This is a genomic window from Cellulomonas cellasea (assembly GCF_006538745.1).
Lineage (GTDB): Bacteria > Actinomycetota > Actinomycetes > Actinomycetales > Cellulomonadaceae > Cellulomonas_A > Cellulomonas_A cellasea.
The window spans coordinates 172,491-196,710 of sequence record NZ_BJLR01000001.1; the positions used below are offsets into that span (position 1 = coordinate 172,491).

Here is a 24,220-nt window from a genome sequence, read left to right on the forward strand (position 1 = left end):
TGGTGCGACGACGCCGGGCGGCCGGAGCGGTCCGGGCGGCGGAGGAGGGCGCAGCGGGGCGCCGCCGTGCCTCGTCGGGCGGGCGGGTCCGTCGGGCCTGGCCGAGGTCAGGGCGCGACCCCGGGGGCCGGGTGAGTCAGGGGCGGCGCACGATGACGTCGCCGTAGCTGGTGCTGGCGTGGATCTCGGCCGTCGGCTGGTCGTCCGCCGGACCGTCGGTGGGGATCAGCTGGTTGCGCGCGGTGCCGTGCTCGGACGAGACGTCCAGCCACGCGGCCGTCCCCTCCGGCACGCCGACCTCGATCGTCCCGTAGGACGTCGTGAGCGTGGCCGTGCCGTGCTCGACGCTCTCGACGCGGATGCCGGCCGAGGCGGTGGTCGCGGTCAGGGTCCCGCGGACCCGCCCCACGGAGATCTCCGCGTGCGCGCCCGTGACCTGCAGGGACCCCGTCACGGAGCCGACGACGGTGGGCCCGTTGCTGGCGCGGACCGAGCCGTCGCCGGCGAGCTCGGCGATGCGGACCGAGCCGGCCGACGCCTTGACCGACGCCGCCCCCGTGATCCGGCCCACGACGACCGACCCCGCGGACACCTTGAGGTCGAGGCGCCCGGCCTCGTCGACCCGGGCGTCGCCCGCGGAGACCTGCACGTCGACCGCGCCGAGGCGGCCCTCGGCGTAGAGCGTGCCGGTCCTGCCGCTGAGGTCGGACCCCGCGGGGAGCTCGACCGTGACGGCGATGCTCCCCGCGGCGAACGGCACGTACTGCTTCCAGGCGCGCGGACCGGTGATCGTCACGGCGTGGTCGTCGCGCCCGACCCGGACCTCCTCGGCGGTGCGCACGTCGCTCGCCTTGGCCGGGTCGGCGGGCAGCACGGTCACCACGACGTCGTCGCGGTCCCCGGCGACGACGTGCAGGCCGGCGCCCACGGGGAGGTCGACGACGACCGGGACGGGGGTGGGTGCGGGGAACGTGGGCATGACGGCTCCAGGGCATGGGCGGGACGGCGTGGACCGGGTCGGCGGGACCCGGGTGTGCGGTGCGGGCGGCGTGCGGTGACGGGCGGCGATCGATGACGCGCCGACGTGCGACGAGGTGCCGTGCGTGGTGACGGGCCGGCGTGCGGTGACCGGGTCAGCGCACCCAGCCGGTGAGGCGCGTTCCGCCCCTCGGCTCGGCGCGCGCCTGGGCGGCGGGCAGGTCGGTCGCCTGCTCGAGCGCCCCGGCGACCGCACGCACGAGCCAGGTGTTGACGGAGAGGCCCTCCCGGGCGGCGGCGAGCTCGACCTGGGCCTTGAGGTGGTCGGGCAGGCGGAGCGTGGTGCGGGTCGTGGCCCCGGCGTCGATGTCCGACGGCGCGGGCAGTGCGGCGGGCGTGGGTGCGGCCGGCGATGCCGGGGCCCACGACGGCGCCGTCGCCGGTTCCGGGCGGGCACCGGGCAGCTCGACGACGAACTCCGGGCCGCCGCTGCGCAGCCGCACGTCGACCGAGCCGGGTGCGAGCTCCGCGGAGATCTCGCCGGCGGCGGCGGTGAGCGCGTCCAGCAGGACGAGCCGGACGGCGGCGTCGAGCGGTGCGGCGAGCCGTTGCGCGAGCTCGCGGGCGTCCTGACCTGCGGCGTCGGCGGCCGAGGCCAGCCGGTGCTGCAGGTCGTCGACGTAGCGGGTCAGGTCCATGACGCCATAATGACACCACCAGTGGTGTCATGACAAGGGCTTGTGCGAGGTGGTGGTGTCACAGTGACGCAGCGCGACGCCACAACGCGTCCGGTGCCTGCCTGAGCAAGCCCGTCAGCCCGCGGGGCGCCGCTCGACGAGCACCACCGTCATCTGCGTGTCCGCCCACGAGGTGTGCTGCTCGCCCGGCGACCAGCGCACGAGGGAGCCGGCCCGGACCGGGTGCTCGACGTCGTCGTCCCCGGCCACGCGCCCCTCTCCGGAGACGACGACGAACACCTGCTCGCTGTCGGCGGGGTGCCGGGGGAACGACGCGCCCGGCTCGAGGACCGCGAGGTCGACCCGGACGGACTCCGCGGCCGTCCCCCGCACCAGCCTGCTCATGGCGACCCCCGGCAGGCCCGGATGGGAGGACAGGTCGACGTTCTCCACGAGCATGGCTCTCACCGTAGGCCTGGAGCCTCCTCCGAGACCCTCGGGACCCACGAGTTCTGCGTCAGCCGCCCGAGCCGATCCTCACCCGGCGCCCGTCGACCGAGAGCCCCTCGCGCGCGACGCGGCCCACGACGTCCACGAGCAGCTCCCGCTCGACCGTCTTGATCCGCTCGTGCAGGCGCGCCTCGTCGTCGTCGTCCCGGACCTCGACGGCGCGCTGGGCGATGATCGGGCCGGTGTCGACGCCCGCGTCGATCAGGTGGACGGTGCACCCGGTGACCTTCACGCCGTGCGCGAGCGCGTCCCGCACGCCGTGCGCCCCGGGGAACGACGGCAGCAGCGCGGGGTGCGTGTTGATCACGCGGCCGCCCCAGCGGGCCAGGAACGGGGCGCCGAGCAGCCGCATGAAGCCGGCGCTCACGACCAGGCTCGGGCGGAACACCCCGACGGCCTCGGCGAGCGCGGCGTCCCACGCGGCCCGGTCGTCGAAGTCCCCGGGCCGGACGACGACCGTCGCGACGCCGGCCTCCCGGGCGAGCACCAGCCCGCCGGCGTCGGGCTTGTCGCTCACGACGCCCACGACGCGCGCGCCGTAGGCCGGGTCGGCGTGCGCCGCCAGCAGCGCGGCGAGGTTGGAGCCGGTGCCGGAGAGGAGGACGACGACGCGCGTCGACGTCGGGACGACGTCCGGGCGGGGGGTGCGGGGCGTGTTCGGAGCGGGCACGCGCCGACCCTAGCGGCCGCGATGCGCGAGAATGCTCGGGTGAGCAACCCGTACGCGCCGCCGAAGGAGGGCGCCGCGCGTCCGGACCTGCGTCCCGATGCCTCGCGCACGCCGCGGGCTCCCGGTGACGGGCCGGGCGCGCCCGGCCCGCAGGGACCCGGCGGCACCCGTCCGCCCGTACCGCCGCGCGAGCCGCCCGACCCGGACCAGGTCCGCCGCGCGTCCCGCCAGCTCCTGCACTTCTGGCTGCTCGTGCTCGGCGCCGTCGTCACGATCGCGCTGCCGCTGCCGTGGAAGGCCGGCGCCCTCGTGCTCGTCGGCGCCGCCCTCGTGGTCGGCGGCCGGGCGCTCGTCACGACGTGGCGGGCACGCCTGCCCGGGCTCATGCTCCCGATGATCGTCGCCGGGCTGGCCTTCACCGGTCTGATCGGGACCGCGCTCCTCGGCATGATCTCGATGTGGCCGCTCTTTCAGGAGCGCGAGGACTGCCTGCGGGGCGCGCTCACGGTGAGCGCCCAGGCGGAGTGCGAGAGCGCCTTCATGGACGAGCTGTCCGACCGGGGCCTCGACGTCGACCGCACCCTGCGCAGCCGCCCCTAGGAACGCGCTCCTCCCAGCCCGCAGGCGTGCAGGGGCTCGCTCCCTGTCAGCCCTCGGGCCTGCGCTCACCCTCCGGGCGCGTCCCCCCGCCCGACCTCCGCCGAAAGTTCCGCACCGCGTCGCGCACGAGCGGCTCCGCCGGGAGCGCGACGAGCAGCGCACCGAGCGCGACCCCGAGCGCGACGAGCCCGCCGACCGGCGCCCAGGACGCCCCGACCTCGGCCATCCTCCCGGGGCCGACGGCCCCGCTCGCGAGCGACACGAGCCCCGCGGCGCACGCCCCGGCAGCCAGCCCCGCGGTCACGCCCGCCACGACCATGTCCCGCGCGCGGTCCGGGACCGTCCGACGGTGCAGCCACCAGCCGGCGACGCAGCCCGCGAGCACGAGCAGCACGGGCGCCGCGACGAGCGGCCCCCCGGCCATGTCGGGCTGCGGCAGCGCCCCGAGCACCGGCAGCGCGGGGATCGGGCCCGGCACCACCTCGGCCGTCGTGAACGTCGTGCCCGTCCCGACGTGGAACCCCGGCCCGGCCAGCCACGCGGACGCCCACACGACGAGGTTCGGCAGGAACGCGAGCTCCGCGAGCGCGAGCACCCCCCCGCCGACCGCGTCGAGGTCGAGCGCCTCGATCACGTCGACGATCGTCGCGCGCCCGGCGAGCACCCACAGGACCGTGACGAGCGACGCGACGGCGAGCACGAGCGCGACCGCGAGCACCCCCGCGGGCACCCCGGCGCGCACCGGCGCAGGGACGCGCGACCACAGGGGCCGGGTCAGGCCGCGCAACGGGGGTGCCTCGGGGCGGCGCGCCAGCCCGGTCGCGAGCCCCAGCCCGGAGACGACGAGCGCGCCGGAGGCCGCGAGCACCACGTGACCGACCGACGCGCGCACGAGCAGCGAGAGGACGACCGCGACCGCGACGTACCCGCCGACCCCGGCGGACAGCGCGAGCGACGTCGGGTAGCCGGAGCGCCGGGCCGAGGCGTGGCACGTGTACAGCGCGAGCAGCGTGAGGCCGAGCGGCACGAGGGTCACGACGTCGGAGCCGACCGCGAGCGGGACCCCGTGCGCGAGCAGCCAGAGCCCGGTCCCGAGCTCGAGCGAGCGGGTCCACGGGACCTCGGCGTTCGACGGGTCCGCCGACGTCACGACGTACGCGGCGACCGCCGGCAGCACGACCACCAGGAGCGACAGGACCGCGCCCTGGAGCCCCGCGAGCAGGCCCGCGACCCACCGGGCCGCACCCTCGCCGTCGCCGAACCGGGACGCGCCGTCGTCGGTCGTGAGCAGCTGACGACGCACGCGCTGGAGTCGCTCGGTTCCGCTGGGGGTGCTCACGGGTCCATCGTCGCTGCCGGGAGGCCCGCAGCGCGCGAGGCGGTGCGGCGTGCCGGGAATGTCGCACGACACACGGACGGCGCCGCGCCCCTCGCGGGGGCACGGCGCCGTCGGGTGCGGTCAGGTGCGGGTCAGGACAGCAGCTCGCGCGCGAGCGCCGCCGTCTCGCTCGGGGTCTTGCCGACCTTGACCCCGGCGGCCTCGAGGGCCTCCTTCTTCGCCTGCGCGGTGCCCGCGGAGCCGGAGACGATGGCGCCGGCGTGGCCCATCGTCTTGCCCTCGGGCGCCGTGAAGCCCGCGACGTAGCCCACGACCGGCTTCGTCACGTGCTCCTGGATGTAGGCCGCCGCGCGCTCCTCGGCGTCGCCGCCGATCTCGCCGATGAGCACGATGAGCTCGGTGTCGGGGTCCGCCTCGAACGCCTCGAGCGCGTCGATGTGCGTCGTGCCGATGATCGGGTCGCCGCCGATGCCGATGGCCGTGGAGAACCCGAAGTCCCGCAGCTCGTACATCATCTGGTAGGTCAGCGTGCCCGACTTCGACACGAGGCCGACCTTGCCGGGGCCCGTGATGTCCGCCGGGATGATGCCGACGTTCGACTTCCCGGGGCTGATCAGGCCGGGGCAGTTGGGGCCGATCAGGCGGACGCCCTTGTCCTGCGCGTACGCGAAGAACTCGGCGGTGTCGTCGACCGGGACGCCCTCGGTGATGATGACGACGAGCGGGACGCCCGCGTCGACGGCCTCGACGACCGCGGCCTTGGTGTGGGCCGGCGGCACGAAGATGACCGACACGTCGGCACCGGTCTGCGCGACGGCCTCGGCCACCGAGCCGAACACCGGCACCGACACCGACACCGACGCGGCGTGCGCGCCCGAGCCGGTCGGGAACTCGACGGAGGTGCCGGCCTTGCGCGGGTTCACGCCGCCGACGACCGTCGTGCCGCTCGCGAGCATGCGCGTCGTGTGCTTCTGGCCCTCGGAGCCGGTCATGCCCTGGACGATGACCTTGGATGCCTCGGTCAGGAAGATCGCCATGTCTGCTGTTCTCTCGTCTCTCGCGTCTGCGTGGGTGAGGGGCGGCCGGGCTCAGGCGGCGGCGTGCGCCAGCTCGGCGGCCTTGTCCGCGCCGCCGTCCATGGTCTCGGCGAGCGTGACGAGCGGGTGGCCCGCCTCGGCGAGGATCCGCCGGCCCTCGAGCACGTTGTTGCCGTCGAGGCGCACCACGAGCGGCTTGGTCGCGTGGTCGCCGAGGATCTCGAGCGCCGCGACGATGCCGTTGGCGACCGCGTCGCACGCCGTGATGCCGCCGAAGACGTTGACGAACACGGCCTTGACCTGCGGGTCCGAGAGGATGATGTCGAGACCGGCGGCCATGACCTCGGCCGACGCGCCGCCCCCGATGTCGAGGAAGTTGGCGGGCTTGACCCCGCCGTGCGCCTCGCCGGCGTAGGCGACGACGTCGAGCGTGCTCATGACGAGCCCCGCGCCGTTGCCGATGATGCCGACCTGGCCGTCGAGCTTGACGTAGTTGAGGTCCTTCGCCTTGGCGGCGGCCTCGAGCGGGTCGGCGGCCTCGGCGTCCTCGAGCGCGGCGTGGTCCGGGTGGCGGAACGCGGCGTTGCCGTCGAGCGTCACCTTGCCGTCGAGCGCGACGATCTCGCCGTCCTCCGTGAGGACCAGCGGGTTGACCTCGACGAGCGTGGCGTCCTCGTTCTCGTAGACGTCCCAGAGCTTCTGCAGCACCGCGGCGACCTTGGGGGCGACGTCGGCGTCGAAGCCGGCGGCCCGGACGATCTCGTCGGCCTTGGCCGCGTCGATGCCGGTGCGCGGGTCGACCGCGACCTTCGCGAGGGCCTCGGGGCGCTCGACGGCGAGCTGCTCGATCTCCATGCCGCCCTCGACGCTCGCCATCGCGAGGTACCGGCGCTCGGCCCGGTCGAGCAGCACCGAGAAGTAGTACTCCTTGGCGATCTTGGCGCCCGCGGCGATCATCACGCGGTGGACCGTGTGGCCCTTGATGTCCATGCCGAGGATCGCCTCGGCGTGCTGCGCGGCCTCGTCGGCCGAGCGGGCGAGCTTGACGCCGCCGGCCTTGCCGCGGCCACCCGTCTTGACCTGCGCCTTGACCACGACGACGCCGGGCCGGCCGCCGAGCAGCTGCTCGGCGCCCGCGCGGGCCTCCTCGGGGGTCGTGGCGACCACGCCGCCGAGCACGGGAACGCCGTGCTTCTCGAAGATGTCACGTGCCTGGTACTCGAACAGGTCCACCTGGCTTGGTCCTTCCGTCGACCCACGATCGCGACCTCGTCTGGCCGCAGCGCCCCGTCGATCGTAGCCGTGGATCGCAAGTATCTTCACATCGAGAGATGTCGCCTGGGCCACACCGAGCCGGTCCACCCCGGAGTCCGGCCGTCTCCGCCTCTCGGCTCGCTGCCCGCTCGGCGCCCGGCATCGCCCGGTCCCACGGCCCGGCGTGCGCGGGACCGACGGACGTGGCAGGGACGCAGCCGTCAGAGCTTGGTGACCGGGGAGAACCGCAGCAGCAGCCGCTTGGTGCCCTCGCTGCCGAAGTCGACCTTCGCGACGGCGTTCGGCCCCGAGCCCTCGAGCGCGATGACCGTGCCCATGCCGTAGGCGTCGTGCGTGACCTTGTCGCCGAGCGCGAGACTCGGCACCGCGCCGTCCGGCCGCGGCGTCGCGGACCCGAACTTCGGTCCGTCCGCCCCTGCACCGGCCGTGCCGGCCCCGCCCGCACTGCCCGACGGGGTCGAGCGCGCACGCGAGCCCGCTGCGCCGCGCGAGCCCGCGTCGGACCGCGTGCCGCCGCCGGAGCCGTAGTACCCGCCCGACCCGCTCGACCGCGAGCCGCCCGAGCCGAAGCCCCCGGACCCGTAGCTGCCCGACCCGTACCCGGACCCGGGTCCCGGGCGCCGCAGCACGTCCATGCTCGACTCGCGCCGGCGCCAGTCGACGAGGTCCTCCGGCAGGTCGTCGAGGAACCGGCTCGCCGGGAACTCGTTCGGCACGCCCCACGCGGTGCGCACCGCGGCGCGCGAGATGTACAGCCGCTCCCGCGCGCGGGTCAGGCCGACGTACGCGAGCCGGCGCTCCTCGGCGAGCTGGTCGGTGTCGGCGAGCGAGCGCATGTGCGGGAACGTCCCGTCCTCCATGCCCGTGAGGAACACGACCGGGAACTCCAGGCCCTTCGCGGTGTGCAGCGTCATGAGCGTCACGACGCCCTGGTCCGCGCCGCCCTCGCCGCCGCCCGGGATCTGGTCGGAGTCCGCCACGAGCGACACGCGCTCGAGGAAGTCCGCGAGCCCGCCCTCGGGCTCCGACTCCTCGAACTCGGACGCGACCGCGTGGAGCTCGGAGAGGTTCTCGACGCGCGAGGCGTCCTGCGGGTCCTCGCTGGCCCGCAGCTCCGCGAGCAGCCCCGACCGGTCGAGCACCGCCCCCAGCACCTCGGCCGGCCCGGCGCCCGAGTCCACGAGCGCCCGCAGCTCGGCCATCATCGTCGCGAAGCCGCGCAGGCCCGTGACGGCCCGTGTGCCGAGGCCGGGGACCTCGTCGAGCCGCTCGAGCGCCGCGCCGAACGAGATCCGCTCCCGCTCGGCGTACGCGCTGACCATCGCCTCCGAGCGGTCGCCGAGCCCGCGCTTCGGGACGTTGAGGATGCGGCGGACGTTGACGTCGTCGTCCGGGTTCGCGAGCGCGCGCAGGTAGGCGACCGCGTCCTTGACCTCGCGGCGCTCGTAGAAGCGCGTGCCGCCGACGACCTTGTACGGCAGGCCGACGCGGATCAGCACCTCCTCGAGCGCGCGGGACTGGGCGTTCGCGCGGTAGAACACCGCGACGTCCCCGGGGCGCACACCCGCGGAGTCCCCGAGGCGGTCGATCTCCTCGGCGACGAACCGCGCCTCCTCGTGCTCGTTGTCCGCGACGTACGCGACGATCTGCGCGCCCGCGCCCGAGTCGGTCCACAGCCGCTTGGGCCCCCGGCCCGGGTTGCGGCTGATCACGGCGTTCGCGGCGGACAGGATCGTCTGGGTCGAGCGGTAGTTCTGCTCGAGCAGGATCGTGCGCGCGTCCGGGTAGTCGGCCTCGAACTCGAGGATGTTGCGGATCGTCGCGCCGCGGAACGCGTAGATCGACTGGTCCGCGTCGCCGACGACCGTGAGCTCGCCGCGCAGCTCGTCGCGCCCGGCCTCCCCCGGACCGCCGTCGCCCGCACCACCCTGGGCCGACCCGCCCGCAGCGGCACCGTCCGCCGCCGCTGCGCGCACCGCGGCACCGACGCCCGCCAGCTCGCGCACGAGCGTGTACTGCGCGTGGTTGGTGTCCTGGTACTCGTCGACCAGGACGTGCCGGAACCGCCGGCGGTAGTGCTCCGCGACGGCCGGGAACGCCTGCAGCAGGTTGACGGTCGTCATGATGAGGTCGTCGAAGTCGAGCGCGTGGGCCTGGCGCAGCCGGGTCTGATAGCGCTGGTAGACCTGCGCCAGCACGGCGTCGAACGAGCCCGCGTCGCTCGGGACCGTCGCGGCGAACGTCTCGGGGTCGACGAGCTCGTCCTTGAGCGCCGAGATCTTGGACCCGAGCGCCTTGGGCGGGTACTTCTTGGAGTCGAGGTCGAGCTCGCGCGCGACCATCGTCAGGAGGCGCTGGGAGTCCGCCGAGTCGTAGATCGAGAAGGTCGACCGCAGCCCGAGCGTCGCGGCCTCCTTGCGCAGGATGCGCACGCACGCCGAGTGGAACGTCGAGACCCACATCATCCGGGCCTGCGGGCCGACGATCGCCTCGACGCGCTCGCGCATCTCGGCGGCGGCCTTGTTCGTGAAGGTGATCGCGAGGATCTCCCCCGGGCGCGCCTGCCGGGTCGCGAGCAGGTGCGCGATGCGGTGCGTGAGGACGCGCGTCTTGCCCGAGCCGGCCCCCGCGACGATGAGCAGCGGGCTGCCGCGGTGCAGCACGGCCTCGCGCTGCTCCGGGTTGAGCCCCTCGAGCAGCGCGTCCGGCTCGACGCGGGAACGGCGCGAGCCGTGCGCGTGCTCGTCGTCCGCGTGCCGGTCCTCGGCCGGAGAGGCGTGCACGCGGCCGTCGGGCACGTCGTCCGCCGCGTCGTGGGTGCGCGCCGGCGTGGCCGCGGGCAGCGACGCGTCGTCCGGCACGTCGAGCGTCGCCTGGGTGAACGCGCGCCCGCGCGCGCCCGGCACGCCCGAGGCGGCGTCGGCGGGGCGCCCCGCCCCCGGTCCGCGCTGGGCTGCGGCGGTCGTCGGGCGCGGGAGGTCGGCTGCGCCGAAGCCGGGCAGCGGGAGGTTCTCGAAGAGCGACGTCATGGCACCACCAGCCTAGGCAACGCCACCGACACCCCGGTACACGCCCCGCCAGCGGGCACCGCTCAGCCCTGCAGCACCCCCACCGACTCCTGCAGCCGCCGGCTCGTCGCCTCGAGCTCGTGCGCCGCGTCCCGGATGCCGTCGAGGTCGCTCGTGGTGCGCGCGGTGGCCGCCTGCACGTCGCCGAGCGTCGCGACCATGCCGCGCCCGCTCGTCGCGACCTCGGCGACCGCGTGCGCCATCGCGCTCGTGGTCGCGGTCTGCTCCTCGACGGAGCCCGCGATCGTGCCCTGGTAGTCGTGGATCCGGTCGATGATCTGCGCGATCTGGGCGATCTCCGCGGCGGCCTGGTCGACCGCGGCCTGGATGCCGTCGACGCGTGCCGAGATGTCGCCGGTCGCACGCGCGGTCTCCTGGGCGAGCTCCTTGACCTCGCCGGCGACGACGGCGAAGCCCTTGCCGGCCTCCCCCGCACGCGCCGCCTCGATGGTCGCGTTGAGCGCGAGCAGGTTGGTCTGCTCGGCGATCGCGGTGATGACCTTGACCACGCTGCCGATCTGCGCCGAGGACTCCCCGAGCTGCGCGACCGTGCGGTTGGTCCGCTCGGCGACCTCGACGGCCTCGCCCGCGATCTTCGCGACGGCGTTCGCGTTGGACGCGATCTCGGCGATCGACGCCCCCATCTGCGTCGTCCCCGACGCGACCGCGTCGATGCCCCCGCTGACCTCGTGCGCGGCGGTGCTGGCCTCGGCGGTGCGCTGCGCGGACCCCTCGACGACCGTCCCCATCGCGTCGCTCGTCTCGGCGAGCCGGCCGGCGGCGGCGCGCACGTCCCGCGCGACGTCGTTCACGCTCGCCGCGACCGCCGCGGTGCGGTCGAGCGTCGCGTTGAGCGCGGCGGCGAGCCGGTCGAGCTCGGTCGTGCCGCGCCCGGCGTCGAGGCGGGCCCCGAGGTCGCCGCTCGCGAGCACGTCCGCGGCGACACCGATCGGGCGCACGATGCTGCGCGCGACGAGCAGGCTCAGGCCCACGACCAGCGCGAGCACCAGCGCGGACCCGACGACGAGCCCCCGGGCGTCCGCCACGGCCGCGCCCCGCACGTCGTCGACGTACACGCCCGAGCCGACGACCCAGCCCCAGGGCTCGTAGCCCGCGACGTAGGAGATCTTGGGCTGCGGGTCCTCGGCGCCCGGCTTGGGCCACTGGTACGCGACGATCCCCGCGCCGTCCGCCTCGACGACCTCGACCATCTCGACGAACAGGTGCTTGCCGTCGGGGTCGGCGTTCTCGGTGAGGTCGGTCCCGTCGAGCTCGGGCTTCATCGGGTGCATGACCATCGCGGGGGTCATGTCGTTGATCCAGAAGTACTCCTCGCCGGAGTACCGCAGCTCGCGCACCGCGGCGATCGCGAGCTCCTGCGCCTCGGCCTCGGTGAGGTCCCCGGCCGCGGCGCGCTCGCCGTACACGGCGACGATCCCGACGGCCGTCTCGACGACGGCCCGGGTCGCGGCCTGGCGCTCCTCGAGGATCCGCCCCTCGGCCTGCCCGACGGCGAGCGTCACGACGGCGACGAGACCGAGCGCCGTCACGACGACCAGCGCCAGGAGGCGCCCGCGGATGGACAGCGAGGCGAGTCGGCTCATGAGGGTGCTCCACGACGTCGGGGCGGGATGTCGACGCCCTATCGCCCGGTGCGGGCCCGGCGTGAGCCGCCCGGCCCGATGTCACCCCCTCAGGTGACGGCGACCGCGACCGCCCACGCCCCGGCGGCGACGAGCGCCCCGGCGAGCTCGACGAGCAGCGTGATGCCCGTGGCCTTGAGCGCCGCGACCGTCGCGGTCCACGCCGCGCGGTGCTCCCGGCGGCGGACGCGCTCGGCGGCGTAGACCCCGAGCACGAAGCCGAGCGGGAGGCCGACGACGGGGACGACGAAGAAGCCGATCACCCCGAGCACCCCGCCCCACACGAGCGTCGCGTTGCGGACCCCGGCGACCTTGAGGTGCCGGCCCGCGAGCAGGTACTTGCCGACCGACGCCGCCGCGATCGCGAGCACGCCGACGGCGAACGTGACCCACGCGAGCGCGCCGCCGGTCTCGCCCGCCCACACGAGCACGGCGCCGAGGATGATCAGGCTCCCGGGCAGCACCTGCACGACGACGCCGACGAGGCCGACCGCGATGACCACCCCGACGAGGACCTCACCGACCGGGTTCACGCGCGGACCCTCAGCGCCACAGCACGGCGATCCCGACGTTCAGCGCGGTGAGGCCCGCGATGGCGCCGAGCAGCCCGTTCGTGACCTTCGCGGGCTTGCGCACACCCTGCACGACGAGCGCCGTGACGACGACCGCCACCAGCAGCTTGACCGCGATCTTCGTGTTGTCCGGCTCGCCGACGTCCGCGGCGCCCGAGGACGCGAGGCCGACCATCAGCACCCCGGTCACGAGCGCCGTGAGGATGCCGTGCAGCGCGCCCCGAGGCAGCACGCGGTCACGCATCGTCGCCAGGACGCCGCCGAGCACGATGGCCCAACCGACGAGGTGCAGCACGAGCAGGACGTAGTACAGGGTGGTCATGCGCCACACCCTAGGCGGTGCCGCGCGCGTGCGGCGGACGGGCCGGTGGCCGCACCGTCAGAGCAGGCGGCGGGCGGCGGCCCAGCGCGTGAGCTCGTGCCGCGAGGACAGCTGGAGCTTGCGCAGCACCGCCGAGACGTGCGTCTCGACCGTCTTGATCGAGATGAACAGCTCGCTCGCGACCTCGCGGTAGGAGTAGCCGCGCGCGATGAGCCGCATGACCTCGCGCTCGCGCGCCGAGAGCCGGTCGAGCTCGTCGTCGCCGATCGCGACGTCCCCCGCGGCGGTCCCGAACGCGTCGAGCACGAAGCCCGCGAGCCGCGGCGAGAAGACCGCGTCGCCGCCCGCGACGCGCTGCACGGCGTCCGCGAGGTCGGCGCCCGAGATCGCCTTGGTCACGTACCCCCGGGCGCCCGCACGGATCACCGCGACGACGTCCTCGGAGGCGTCCGAGACCGACAGCGCGAGGAAGCGGGTCTCCCCGAGCAGGTCCGTGCACGTGCGGATGACCTCGGCGCCGCCGCCCCCGTCCCCCCCGGGCAGGTGCACGTCGAGCAGCACGACGGGCGGGCGCAGCTCGCGCACGACCCGGACCGCCTCGTCGACCGACGCGGCCTCGCCGACGACGCGCACGCGGTCGTCGAGCGAGGCCTTGACCCCCGTGCGGAACATGAGGTGGTCGTCGACCAGGACCACGTCGACCGGTGCGCTCATACGGATGCCTCTCTGGTGGTTCCCGGCGCGCCGTGCGCGGCGGGTGGGCCGGCGGCGGGCCCGGCGTGCGGGACGGGTGCGGGGGCCGCGGCGTGCGGGGCGGGGGGCTCGTCCGCCGAGCCGTCGACCGGGACGCAGAGGTGGACCTCGGTGCCGTCCTTGGAGCGGACCGTCGCGGTCCCGCCCCGCCGGCGCACGCGGCCGAGGATCGACTCGCGCACCCCGAACCGGTCGGGCGGGATCGAGTCGAGGTCGAAGCCCTCGCCGCGGTCGCGCACGAAGACCTCGACCACGTCGGGCCGGACCTCAAGGTAGAGCGAGACGGGCGGGCGGCCGTGCACCACGGCGTTGACGAGCGCCTCGCGCGTCGCCTGGAGCAGCGCCTCGGTCGCCGCGTCGGGCACGCGGTCGCCCACGACCACGGTGTCGATCGTCACGACCTCGCCGCCGGGTCCCGAGCGGCCGTCCTCGACCTCGGCGACGATCGCGCGCAGCGCCGCCGCGACCGACGTGCCCGGCGCGGGGCGGTCGTCGTACAGCCACTCGCGCAGCTCCCGCTCCTGGGCGCGCGCCATGCGGGCGACCTCCGCGGGGTCGTCGGCGCGCGCCCGGATGAGCGCGAGGGTCTGCAGGACGGAGTCGTGCAGGTGGGCGGCGATGTCGGCGCGCTCCGACTCCCGGGCACGCGCTGCCCGCTCGTCCCCGAGCTCGCGCACGAGCCGCAGCCACCAGGGCGCGATGACGAGCGCGACCCCGGCGAGCACCGCGGCCGCGGCGATCGTCGACTGGACGAGCGCACCGGGCGCGAGCTCCTGCGCGACGAGCAGCAGGATCCCGACGCCGGTCAGCACGAGGCCGCCGACGAGCCGCAGGACGCTCACCGGGGTGCGGCCGCCGCCCGCGCGCTCGCGCCACCGGCCGCGCTGCACCGCGTCGAGCTGGCTCCACACGAGCCCCGCGCCCGCGAGCAGGATGATCGACGGCACGACCCACGTCATGCCGAGCTCCGCGCCCTGCCGCGTCGCGATGAGCGCACCCGCGCCGACCAGCAGCACGATCGCGACCGCGATGTCGGTCACGGGCCAGCGCGCCGCCGCACCCTCGGGGCCGAGCTGGCGCTGCGCGAGCCGGGTCAGCGTCGCGGGCCGTGCCTCCCCGGCCGCGGCCGCCGGGTCGCCCGTGGGGACCGTGAGCCACAGGAACAGGTACAGGGGGATCCCGAGCCCGACGAGCGCGAGGCCGACGAACGCGAGCCGCGCGTGCGTCGGGCGCAGGTCGAGGTGCGCGGCGACCCCGAGCGCGACGCCGCCGAGCCGCCGGCCGTGGGGCGGTCGGCGCAGCGGCAGGCGCACGACGCCGGCACCGGGCGCGCCGCGGGGCACGCCGGGCGCCGGGAGGCGGCCGTCCGGGGGGAGTGTGGGGCTCACCCCCTGATCGTCACACGCCCGGACGCCCCTGAGGCCCCGTCCGGGCCAGGATCAGGGGCGCCGCGAGCGCGAATCAGGGTCGTGTCAGGGGCTCCCCCCGATGCCCGCGGGCAGGGCGCCGGGCCACGATCGACCCATGGACACGCAGACCCCCGACCCGGCGGAGCCCCGCCCCTCGGAGCCCGGACCGGCGCCCTCGTCGTACCCCTCCCCGGCGACCCCGCCGCCGCCCGCCCCGCCCGGCGACAGCGCGTTCTTCGCGTCCGTGCGCCGCTCGGGGCTCGTCCGCAGCGACGAGCGCTGGATCGGCGGCGTCGCGGGCGGCATCGCGCTGCGGCTCGGGGTGGACCCGCTGCTCGTGCGGGGCATCCTCGGCGCGAGCGTGCTGCTCGGCGGCCTCGGGATGGTCCTGTACGGGATCGGCTGGGCGCTCCTGCCGGAGCAGAAGGACGGGCGCATCCACCTCGAGGAGACGATCCGCGGGCGCTTCGACGCCGCGCTGCTCGGTGCGGTCGCGCTGCTCGTCGTGGGCCTCAACCGCAACGACCACTGGTTCGGCTGGTGGGGCGGCACGGACTTCGGCTGGCTCAACGGGCTCCTGTGGGTCGCGGCGGTCGTCGTCGCCGTCGTCCTCGTCGTCAAGGCCGCGGGCAACCGCCGGACACCGCCGCCGTACGGCCCGTACCCGGGCATCCCGGCTCCCCCGGCGCCCGGCACGACCGAGACCGGCACCCCGGCGTCCGGCCCGTCCGCCGCCGCGACGGAGACCACGTCGTACGGCCCGGTGCGGATGACCAAGACGTCCGAGCCGGCCGCGTCCGCCCCCTACCCGACGTCCGCGTACCCCACGGCCGCGTACCCGGCCGCCCCGCCCTCCCCCACCGCGCCGTACTACGGGCAGCCGCAGCCGCCGCAGCCCTACCCCGCGCAGCCCTACCCGACGCAGGGCTACGCGCCCGTCCCGCCGCCCGCACCCCGCGTGAGCACGCCGGGACCCGGCAGCACGACGTTCGGCGTCGTCGCCGCGCTCGTCCTGCTCACGTTCGCGGTCCTGCTCGCGGCCGAGAGGTCCGGGGACTTCACCGGCTCGGTCGGGCTCACGGGCGGCGCGGTCGCGATCGTCCTGCTCGGCCTCGCGGCGATGGTCTCGGGCCTGCGCGGCCGGCGCAGCAGCGGTCTCGGCACGCTCGCGGTGCTCACGACGCTCGTCGTGCTGCCGCTGGCCTGGGCCGGCGAGCGCGACTGGACCTGGGACGGCGACTCGCACGCCGCGATCGCGGACACCGACTTCCTCGTGACGGAGCGTGAGGTCGCGAGCCGGGGGTACGACCTCGGGCTCGGCGACAGCACGGTCGACCTCTCGGGCGTCGAGCTCACCGACGAGACCCTGCGCGTGCCGATCGACATGGGCGCCGGCTCGCTCCGGGTCCTCGTGCCCGAGGGCACCGCGGTCGTCGCCGACGTGACGCTCGGCGCGGGCGACATCACCTGGCACGTCGACGAGCCGCTCGAGAAGACCGGCGGCGTGGGCCTCGGCGAGCGCAGCTACCGCAGCGACGAGGTCGTCGACGGGACGGCACCCGAGCTCGCCCTCGTCGTGAACCTCGGCGCAGGAGACATCACGATCGAGGAGGCACGATGAGCACCGACGGACCCACCGAGAAGATCCCGACGACCCCCGCGGCCGGCACGGCTCCCGGGCGGACGGCCGCCGACCCCACGGAGGCGTCCCGCACCGAGCCGGGGACGGCGACCGCCGCCTACCCCGTGGCCTCGTCGGACCCGCTGAGCGCGTTCGACCGGCCCGAGCCGGCACCGTCCGCCCCCACCGCGGACACCCCCGCACCGGAAGCGGAACCGCAGCGCGAGCCGGCCGTGCGGCGCGGCGTGCGCGTCGGCACGTTCGTCTGGGGCCTCGTCATCGTGGCGGTCGGCATCGGCGTCCTCGCGCTCTCGGCGGGCTACGAGCTCGACGTGGAGCTGGCGCTGATCGTGCTGCTCGGCGTGGCGGGTGCGGCGATGCTCGTCGGCTCGCTGCTCAAGGGCCGGCGCGGCGGCCCGCGCTGACCGACCCGGGCCGCCCCGGCACCGCCGGACGCACCGGGGGCGCCGGGGGGGACCCGGGGTCGCACGCACGAACGGCCTCGGGCCGGTCCCGACAGCGGAGGGCTGTCGCGACCGGCCCGAGGCCGTGTGCGGTGAGCGTCAGACGGTGACCGGGACGCCCTGCGCCGCGGTGCCGGGCGTGACCGCCGAGCGACCGGCGAGGACCCACACGGCGTAGCCGACGAGGATGAAGAGCAGACCCAGGCCCATGACCAGGGCGGCGACACCGAAGGCGACGACCGAGGTGAAGAGCGAGGCGCGGAGGAACGAGCCGTTCATGGCCGTGGCGCGCAGCGGGTCCTCGCGGTCGAGCTCCGCGTACGTCTTGCCCTCGGTGGCGTCGAGCGCGTGGTGGGCGATGATGTCCGCCTCCGCGAAGGCCGTCCAGGGGCTGGTCACCGGCTGGCCCGCGAAGCTCGCGGCGTCCTCGGCGACGGTGATCTTCTCGTCGGCCAGGCGACCCGAGACCGTGCCCCAGGTGACGCCACCGGCGATGATGAGGAAGAGCCCTGCGATCGCGGTGATGGCACCGATGATGCGAGCGGTCTTGGCCCCGTTGTTCATTGTCCTGCTCCGTTTCCCGTCTACCCCCGGATGCGGTTCTGGTAGGCACCAGTCCCGGTCTGCCCCGTGGGGCTGACATGACAAGAGTGGCCCCTCGTCACGCGGTCGATCAGGGACGTTGGTCATGCACGCACGGCACCGTGCCTAATGCGTCGAGACGTCCCTGACCAGGGGTTTTGTCCGTTTGCCGGCGACGCGGGGAGTGCCCCGGACGAGCCTGCTCAGGGGGTCAGCGCGGTGGCCCGCCGGTACTCGGCGTCGGCCGCGTCGAGCACGCGCGGCCACCCGAACGCGGGCCGGACCGCGCGGTTGTGCGCGCGGATCCCGGCGAGCAGCCGCTCGTCGCGCGCGAGGTGCACGATCGCCTCGGTCATCTCCTCGTCGTCGGCGACGAGGAGGCCGTCCGTGCCGTCGGCCACGAACTCCTCGATCCCGGTGCCGTGCCGCGCGACGACCGCGAGCCCGGCGGTGCGGGCCTCGAGCGCGGCGATGCCGAACGCCTCGAGCTCGGCCGGCGCGAGGAACACGTCGGCGTCGGCGTACGCGGCGCGCACCTGCTCGCGGGGCAGCCGGCCGCGCAGCGTCACGACGTCGCGCAGCCCCTGGGCGGCGACGACCTGCTCGACACGCCCGCGCACCGGCCCGTCGCCGATGATCGTGAGGTGCAGGCGGCCCGGCGGCAGGCGGCGCGCGGCCGCGCCGACGAGCTCGACGAGCGGGACGGCGCGCTTGCGCGGGGCGAGCCGCATGGTCGCGACGAGCCGCACCGGGCCGTCGGGCTCCGGGGCCGCGGCGCCGTCCGTCGGCCCGGGGCGTGCGTCGGCGGCCGCGCGGGCCGCGGGCTCGAGCGGCGCCCACACGTCGAGGTCCATCCCGTTGGGCACGACGCCGACCTCGGCGCCGAACGCGTCGCGGACCCGGCTCGCCGCGGCGGTGCTCACGGCGCTCAGTGCGGCGCGGGCGGTGCGCCAGCCGGTCAGGCGCACGGCGGTGCGCAGCGCGGGGACCGTGCCGTCGAGCATGCAGTGCCAGGTGATCGCCGTGGGCAGGCCGTGGCCGAGCGCGATCCGCGCGCCGTCGAACGCGAACGGCGACAGGACGCCCGCGTGCACGTGCACGACGTCGGGCGCGACGTCCCGCAGCGCGGCGTGCACCAGGCGCGAGCCCACAGGGTTGACGGGGAGGTCGAACGGGAGCCGGGTGCCGAGGCGGTGCACGTGGACGCCGCCGTCGAGGTCGACGACGCCGCCGCGCTCCCCCGCCTCACCGAGCGTGGCCGTCAGGACGTGCACGTCGTGCCCCGCGAGGGACTGGTGACGGGCGAGGTCGCTGACCTGCGTCTCGATCCCGCCCGTCCGGGGCGGGTAGCAGTCGGAGACGTGGACGATCCGCACCGGCACAGGGTAGCCGCCCGTCCTGCGGGCCGTGACGCGGCCCGGCGGACGTCCTGCCGAAGGACCCGGGAGCGTGCCGGTCGCGCGAGCGCACGACCTGGGCGGACGCCCGCCCCGTGCGACTCGGCCCGTCCACGCGCGCCCGCAGGACCACCCGGACGTGTACGAGCGCGTTCACCGAATCGTTTCGGCATTCGTGCGCTCGTTGACGCGCCGGACCCCGCTCGGCGACGGTGACGGCACGACCGAGCCCGGGCGGGTCCGGGTGGCGACCGCGCGCGCGAGCCACCACCGGACCTGCCCGACCAGGCAACGACGCCCGGCCGGTCCGGACCGAGGGGACCTCGCATGCCGTCAGCTCCATCCCGCCCCGCCCGACGCCCGGCCCCGCGCCGGGCGCTCGCCGCGGCACTCACCACGACCGCGCTCGCCGCGACCGCCCTCGTCGCGGTCCCGTTCGCCGCGACCGCCGCGCCGTACGACGACGAACGCCTCTTCGTCGACTGGAACAGCTCGACCGTGCAGGCCGCCGGCACGCTCACCGGGCAGGCGCGCGACGACGCCCTCCTGCTGGGCAGCTTCCCGTCGGCGCGCTGGTTCACGAGCGGCACCCCCGCCGAGGTGCAGGCCGCCGTCGACTCCTACGTCTCCGCGGCCGACGCCGAGGACGCCGTGCCGGTGCTCGTCGCGTACAACCTCCCGTACCGCGACTGCGCGCAGTACTCCGCGGGCGGCGCGCTCGACACGGCGTCGTACAACGCCTGGGTCGACGCGTTCGCCGCGGGCATCGGCGACCGCGAGGCGATCGTCGTCGTCGAGCCCGACGGCCTGGGGATCATCCCCTGGTACACGAACGTCAACGGCGAGGCCGAGTGGTGCAAGCCCGCCGAGGCCGACCCGGCGACCGCCGCGGCGAGCCGCTTCGAACAGCTCAACCACGCCGTCGACGCCCTCGCGGCGCTGCCCGCGACCCGCGCGTACCTCGACGGCACGCACAACGGCTGGCTCGGGGTGGGCGACGCGACCGACCGGCTGATCCGCGCCGGCGTCGAGCGCACCGAGGGCTTCTTCCTCAACGCGTCGAACTACCAGCCGACCGACAAGGTCCAGCGGTACGCGGGCTGGGTGTCCGACTGCATCGCCCTGTCGACGCAGACGTGGTGGGAGCCCGCCTGGTGCGCGAGCCAGTACTACCCGGCCACGCCCGACGACATCAGCACGTGGGACCTCTCCGACGCCGCGTACGACCAGGCGTTCGCCGACACGGGCCTCGTGCGCGACCGCGCGGCGCAGAAGCACGCGGTCATCGACACGAGCCGCAACGGCCAGGGCGCGTGGACCGCTCCCCCGGGCAAGTACACGGACGCCGAGGTCTGGTGCAACCCGCCGGGTCGCGGCCTCGGGGTGCGCCCGACGCTCGACACGGACGACGACGTCGTCGACGGCTTCCTGTGGATCAAGATCCCCGGCGAGTCCGACGGGCAGTGCTACCGCGGCACGGGCGGCCCGCTCGACCCCGAGCGCGGCATCGAGGACCCGCGGGCCGGCGGCTGGTTCGTCGAGCAGGCCCGGGAGCTCGTCGAGCTCGCGGCTCCGCCCGTCGACGCACCGTCGTGCCAGGTCCGCACGACCGTGCACGGCTCCTGGGCGACCGGCTTCACGTCGCAGGTCTGGGTGACGAACACCGGCACCGAGCCCCTGCGCGACTGGGAGCTGCGGTTCGCGTTCAGCGGTGACCAGCGGATCACGAAGCTGTGGAGCGCGGGCTGGGCGCAGGACGGCGCGGTCGTGACCGTCACGGCCAAGCCGTACTCGGTGCTCCGGCCCGGCGCCACGGCGACGTTCGGCTACACCGGCGCGGGCGTGTCCGGCGCCGTCTCGCCGCTCGCGTTCCTCGACGGTCAGGCGTGCACGTCGCGCTGAGCGGACGCACGGCACGCGTGGGCCCCCGGCAGTCCGCCGGGGGCCCACGCGGCGTCTCCCGCTCGGGGCCCGGGAGCGGCTGCACGCACGCCGGTGCCGACGTCGCGCACCCGACGCGGCCGGGTCGGCAGAATCATCCGCCGCACAGGTCACAGCGCGGCATCCGACGGCCGATGAGCAGGACGTGAACCCTCGAGGACGCGTCCCGGCGCACGCCGCGCTCGTGGCGACGGGCCTCGCCATCGCCGCGACGTTCCTCGCGTCCAGCGGCGTCCTCCGGGCCTCGATGCTCGTGCTCGCGAGCGCGATCCCGCTGACGATCGTGCTGGTCCTGCTCGCGCGGCACCGGGTCCGGCGTGCGGCGTCGTGGACGCTGCTGTGCGCGGCGCTCGGCGTGCTGACGGTGAACGGCCTCGCGTGGGTCGTCGACGTGAGCGGTCAGGACGTCGATCCCGCCGAGCCCGGGCTGGTCGTCGACGTGACCCTGCCCATCGGCTACCTGCTGCTCTTCGCGGCGGCGATCGCCATCCTGCTGCCGTTCGCGCGGCGCGACAGCGGCGGCCTGGTCGAGGCCGCGGTGCTGTGGCTCGCGTGCGCGAGCCTGCTGTGGACCGTCCTGGTGCACCCGGCGCTCGTGGCGACCGGTGCGCCCGTGGGCGTCCGGCTGTACACGCTGCTGCTCGTCGTCCTGGTCAGCGGGATCGGGGGCATGGTGCTCCGGGCGGCGCTCGTGCACCGCGCCGCCCGCCCGGCGCTGGTCTACGTGTGCACCTCGGTGCTGCTGACCCTCGTCGGGAACGTGGCGATCGTCCTGACCACCGACCCGGCGACCGGCCTGTACGCACCGTGGGTCGCGACTCTGTGGATCCTCGGCTACAGCTGCCTCGCCGCCGCCGCGGTGCACCCCACGCACGCGCGCGTGGCCGAGGGCGCCGAGCCGCCGAGCGACCGGCTGGGCCCCGCCCGGCTCGCGACGCTCGGCGTGGCGCTCGGCCTCAACCCGCTGCTCGCGGGGGTGCAGGAGGCGTTCCGGGGCGACGTCGACTGGCTGCTGCTGACCGTCGGCACGGCGCTGATCGTGCCGCTCGTCGTGGCCCGCATCGCGGGACTCGCCCGGCGCCAGGCCCGTGCCGAGCGCGCGCTCGCGCACCTCGCGACGCACGACGAGCTCACGGGCCTCGAGAACCGCCGCGCCGGGCTCGAGCAGCTGCAGCGCACGCTCGACCGGGTCGCGGACGGCCGGACCGCGGGGGTCACGGTCCTGTTCCTCGACGTCGACGGTCTCAAGGACATCAACGACACCTACGGGCACGGCGCGGGCGACGCCCTGATCACCGCGGTCGCCGAGCGCCTCGTCACGACCCTGGGGCCCGGGCCGCGCGTCGCCCGGTTCGGCGGGGACGAGTTCCTCGTGGTCGACGAGGGCGGCCCGGACACCGGTGACGTCGTCGCCCGCCTGCGCGCGTGCCTCGACCGCCCGGTGCCGTTCGGCGACCTCGTGCTCGGCACGGGCGCGTCGATCGGCGTCCACCACGTCCCCGCCGGGGTGCGCAGCACGACCGCCGAGGCCGTCGCGCAGGCCGACCAGCGCATGTACGAGGACAAGCGCCGGCGCACGGGGGAACGCAGGGCGGAGCGCACGGGCGACCGGGCGGGCGTCGAGGCCTGAGCACGCCGGCGTCGCCTGAGCACGCCGACGTCGGAGCCCGGTGGCGTCGACGCCCCGGGTGGCCCGCTCGCTCCCCCCGACCGCCCGGCGCGTCAGGCGCGGGCGCTCACTCCCACTCGATCGTGCCCGGCGGCTTGCTCGTGACGTCGAGGACGACCCGGTTGACCTCGGGGACCTCGTTCGTGATGCGCGTCGAGATCACCTGCAGCACGTCGTAGGGCAGGCGGGTCCAGTCGGCGGTCATGGCGTCCTCGGACGAGACCGGACGCAGCACGATCGGGTGGCCGTAGGTCCGGCCGTCGCCCTGCACACCGACCGAGCGCACGTCCGCGAGCAGCACGACCGGGCACTGCCAGATCTCGCGGTCGAGGCCGGCGCGCGTGAGCTCCTCGCGCGCGATCGCGTCCGCGGCGCGCAGCGTCTCGAGCCGCTCGGCGGTGACCTCGCCGACGATGCGGATGCCGAGGCCGGGGCCCGGGAACGGCTGGCGCCACACGATGCCCTCGGGCACGCCGAGCTCGAGGCCGACCGCGCGGACCTCGTCCTTGAACAGCGTGCGCAGCGGCTCGACGAGCGAGAACTGCAGGTCGTCGGGCAGGCCGCCGACGTTGTGGTGGCTCTTGATGTTGGCCGCGCCCTCGCCGCCGCCGGACTCGACGACGTCCGGGTACAGAGTGCCCTGCACGAGGAACTTGACCTCGGTGCCGTGCTCGCCGGCGTCGGCGACGACCTCGCGGGCCGCCTGCTCGAAGACCCGGATGAACTCGCGGCCGATGATCTTGCGCTTGGTCTCGGGGTCGCTGACGCCCGCGAGCGCCGTGAGGAACCGCTCGCGCGCGTCGACGACCTTGAGCTGCACGCCCGTCGCCGCGACGAAGTCCTCCTCGACCTGCTCGGCCTCGCCCGAGCGCAGCAGCCCGTGGTCGACGAACACGCAGGTCAGCTGGTCGCCGACGGCCTTCTGCACGAGCGCCGCGGCGACCGACGAGTCGACGCCGCCGGAGAGCCCGCAGATCACGCGCGCGTCGCCGACCTGCGCACGGATGCGCTCGACCTGCTCGGCGACGACGTTGCCGGCGTTCCAGTCGGGCGCGAGGCCCGCACCCTCGTAGAGGAAGTTCTCGAGCGCGCGCTGGCCGAGCACCGAGTGCTTGACCTCGGGGTGCCACTGCATCCCGTAGAGCCGGCGGTCGGTGTCCTCGAACGCCGCGACCGGCGAGCCGGCGGACGTCGCGAGCACCACGAAGCCCTCGGGCGCGGCGTGCACCGCGTCGCCGTGGCTCATCCACACCGTCTGGGAGTCGGGGCTGCCCGCGAGCACCGTGCCGCCCGCGACGACCTCGACCGCGGTCCCGCCGTACTCGCGCGCGCCGGTCTGCGCGACCGTCCCGCCGAGCGCCTGCGCCATCGCCTGGAAGCCGTAGCAGATGCCGAGCACCGGGACGCCGGCCTCGAACAGCGCCGCGTCGACGAACGGCGCACCCGTGGCGTAGACGCTCGACGGGCCGCCCGAGAGGATGATCGCCGCCGGGTCCTTCGCGAGGATCTGCTCGACGCTCGCGGTGTGCGGGACGATCTCCGAGTACACGTTCGCCTCGCGCACGCGGCGGGCGATGAGCTGGGCGTACTGCGCACCGAAGTCGACCACGAGGACGGGGCGGTGCTCCGTCGGCGCGTCCTCGAGGGTCGCGGGCGACACGGGGGGTGCGGCGGGCGGCGGCGTGGTCTGCTC

At 75.5% G+C, this 24,220-nt stretch carries 21 protein-coding genes; 5 read left to right on the forward strand and 16 right to left on the reverse strand.

The features are described 5' to 3' along the window. Positions 1–136 precede the first annotated feature (136 nt). From CCE01nite_RS00720 to purN, 4 genes are all read right to left on the reverse strand, one after another. Positions 137–979 (reverse strand): DUF4097 family beta strand repeat-containing protein, encoded by an 843-nt coding sequence (locus CCE01nite_RS00720; RefSeq protein WP_034629261.1) that lies wholly within the window; start codon positions 977–979, stop codon positions 137–139. Between the two features lie 154 nt (positions 980–1,133). After that, the gene (locus tag CCE01nite_RS00725; protein ID WP_034629263.1) at positions 1,134–1,676 is read right to left on the reverse strand and encodes a toxin-antitoxin system HicB family antitoxin; all 543 of its coding nucleotides are present in this window, start codon (positions 1,674–1,676) and stop codon (positions 1,134–1,136) included. Positions 1,677–1,790: 114 nt separating this feature from the next. Continuing rightward, a complete protein-coding gene (locus CCE01nite_RS00730; RefSeq protein WP_052104054.1) occupies positions 1,791–2,114 on the reverse strand; it encodes a cupin domain-containing protein in 324 nt (107 codons plus the stop codon). A gap of 58 nt (positions 2,115–2,172) precedes the next feature. Beyond that, on the reverse strand, positions 2,173–2,835 hold the full coding sequence (purN, locus tag CCE01nite_RS00735) for a phosphoribosylglycinamide formyltransferase (protein WP_034629266.1): 663 nt from the start codon (positions 2,833–2,835) through the stop codon (positions 2,173–2,175). A 39-nt stretch (positions 2,836–2,874) separates the two neighbouring features. Between purN and CCE01nite_RS00740 the strand changes: the two genes are divergently transcribed. Further along, a complete protein-coding gene (locus CCE01nite_RS00740) occupies positions 2,875–3,435 on the forward strand; it encodes a hypothetical protein (RefSeq protein ID WP_052104055.1) in 561 nt (186 codons plus the stop codon). Positions 3,436–3,481: 46 nt separating this feature from the next. On the opposite strand, the gene CCE01nite_RS00745 is transcribed toward CCE01nite_RS00740, so the two are convergent. The 9 genes from CCE01nite_RS00745 to CCE01nite_RS00785 all read right to left on the reverse strand — a co-directional run bounded on the left by CCE01nite_RS00745 (position 3,482) and on the right by CCE01nite_RS00785 (position 14,832). After that, entirely contained in the window at positions 3,482–4,774 is a 1,293-nt protein-coding gene (locus CCE01nite_RS00745; RefSeq protein ID WP_141371842.1) for a cell division protein PerM, read from the reverse strand. 131 nt (positions 4,775–4,905) lie between these two features. Next, positions 4,906–5,811, reverse strand: a complete 906-nt coding sequence (sucD, locus tag CCE01nite_RS00750; protein ID WP_034629268.1) for a succinate--CoA ligase subunit alpha — start codon at positions 5,809–5,811, stop codon at positions 4,906–4,908. Between the two features lie 51 nt (positions 5,812–5,862). Continuing rightward, positions 5,863–7,044 (reverse strand): ADP-forming succinate--CoA ligase subunit beta, encoded by a 1,182-nt coding sequence (sucC, locus tag CCE01nite_RS00755; protein ID WP_034629271.1) that lies wholly within the window; start codon positions 7,042–7,044, stop codon positions 5,863–5,865. Between the two features lie 242 nt (positions 7,045–7,286). Continuing rightward, positions 7,287–10,115 (reverse strand): DNA helicase PcrA, encoded by a 2,829-nt coding sequence (gene pcrA, locus CCE01nite_RS00760; RefSeq protein WP_034629274.1) that lies wholly within the window; start codon positions 10,113–10,115, stop codon positions 7,287–7,289. A gap of 62 nt (positions 10,116–10,177) precedes the next feature. Continuing rightward, complete coding sequence (locus CCE01nite_RS00765) at positions 10,178–11,758, reverse strand: methyl-accepting chemotaxis protein (protein ID WP_034629278.1); 1,581 nt, start codon at positions 11,756–11,758, stop codon at positions 10,178–10,180. An 89-nt stretch (positions 11,759–11,847) separates the two neighbouring features. Beyond that, positions 11,848–12,330 carry a DUF456 domain-containing protein gene (locus tag CCE01nite_RS00770; protein ID WP_034629280.1) on the reverse strand — a complete coding sequence of 161 codons (483 nt, stop codon included), beginning with the start codon at positions 12,328–12,330 and terminating at the stop codon, positions 11,848–11,850. A gap of 10 nt (positions 12,331–12,340) precedes the next feature. Beyond that, entirely contained in the window at positions 12,341–12,691 is a 351-nt protein-coding gene (locus tag CCE01nite_RS00775) for a hypothetical protein (protein WP_034629309.1), read from the reverse strand. Positions 12,692–12,748: 57 nt separating this feature from the next. Next, entirely contained in the window at positions 12,749–13,405 is a 657-nt protein-coding gene (locus tag CCE01nite_RS00780) for a LuxR C-terminal-related transcriptional regulator (RefSeq protein WP_034629283.1), read from the reverse strand. Further along, positions 13,402–14,832 (reverse strand): ATP-binding protein, encoded by a 1,431-nt coding sequence (locus CCE01nite_RS00785; RefSeq protein ID WP_371861001.1) that lies wholly within the window; start codon positions 14,830–14,832, stop codon positions 13,402–13,404. The genes CCE01nite_RS00780 and CCE01nite_RS00785 overlap by 4 nt, the downstream gene beginning before the upstream one ends. Before the next feature lie 136 nt (positions 14,833–14,968). Here CCE01nite_RS00785 and CCE01nite_RS00790 point away from each other — a divergent pair, with 136 nt between their 5' ends. Beyond that, positions 14,969–16,474 carry a PspC domain-containing protein gene (locus tag CCE01nite_RS00790; RefSeq protein WP_034629284.1) on the forward strand — a complete coding sequence of 502 codons (1,506 nt, stop codon included), beginning with the start codon at positions 14,969–14,971 and terminating at the stop codon, positions 16,472–16,474. Next, a complete protein-coding gene (locus CCE01nite_RS00795; protein WP_034629286.1) occupies positions 16,471–16,899 on the forward strand; it encodes a hypothetical protein in 429 nt (142 codons plus the stop codon). Before CCE01nite_RS00790 ends, CCE01nite_RS00795 begins: the two co-directional genes overlap by 4 nt. A 138-nt stretch (positions 16,900–17,037) precedes the next feature. Here CCE01nite_RS00795 and CCE01nite_RS00800 read toward each other — a convergent pair whose 3' ends face one another. Together CCE01nite_RS00800 and CCE01nite_RS00805 are read right to left on the reverse strand one after the other, a co-directional pair. After that, complete coding sequence (locus CCE01nite_RS00800; RefSeq protein ID WP_034629288.1) at positions 17,038–17,502, reverse strand: hypothetical protein; 465 nt, start codon at positions 17,500–17,502, stop codon at positions 17,038–17,040. A 221-nt stretch (positions 17,503–17,723) separates the two neighbouring features. Continuing rightward, on the reverse strand, positions 17,724–18,896 hold the full coding sequence (locus tag CCE01nite_RS00805; protein ID WP_141371843.1) for a glycosyltransferase family 4 protein: 1,173 nt from the start codon (positions 18,894–18,896) through the stop codon (positions 17,724–17,726). A gap of 348 nt (positions 18,897–19,244) precedes the next feature. Between CCE01nite_RS00805 and CCE01nite_RS00810 the strand changes: the two genes are divergently transcribed. Beyond that, entirely contained in the window at positions 19,245–20,819 is a 1,575-nt protein-coding gene (locus CCE01nite_RS00810; protein ID WP_141371844.1) for a glycoside hydrolase family 6 protein, read from the forward strand. Positions 20,820–21,003: 184 nt separating this feature from the next. Beyond that, entirely contained in the window at positions 21,004–22,488 is a 1,485-nt protein-coding gene (locus tag CCE01nite_RS00815) for a GGDEF domain-containing protein (RefSeq protein ID WP_141371845.1), read from the forward strand. Between the two features lie 106 nt (positions 22,489–22,594). On the opposite strand, the gene guaA is transcribed toward CCE01nite_RS00815, so the two are convergent. Further along, positions 22,595–24,187, reverse strand: coding sequence for a glutamine-hydrolyzing GMP synthase (guaA, locus tag CCE01nite_RS00820; protein WP_141371869.1), 1,593 nt, complete (start codon positions 24,185–24,187; stop codon positions 22,595–22,597). Positions 24,188–24,220 lie beyond the last annotated feature (33 nt).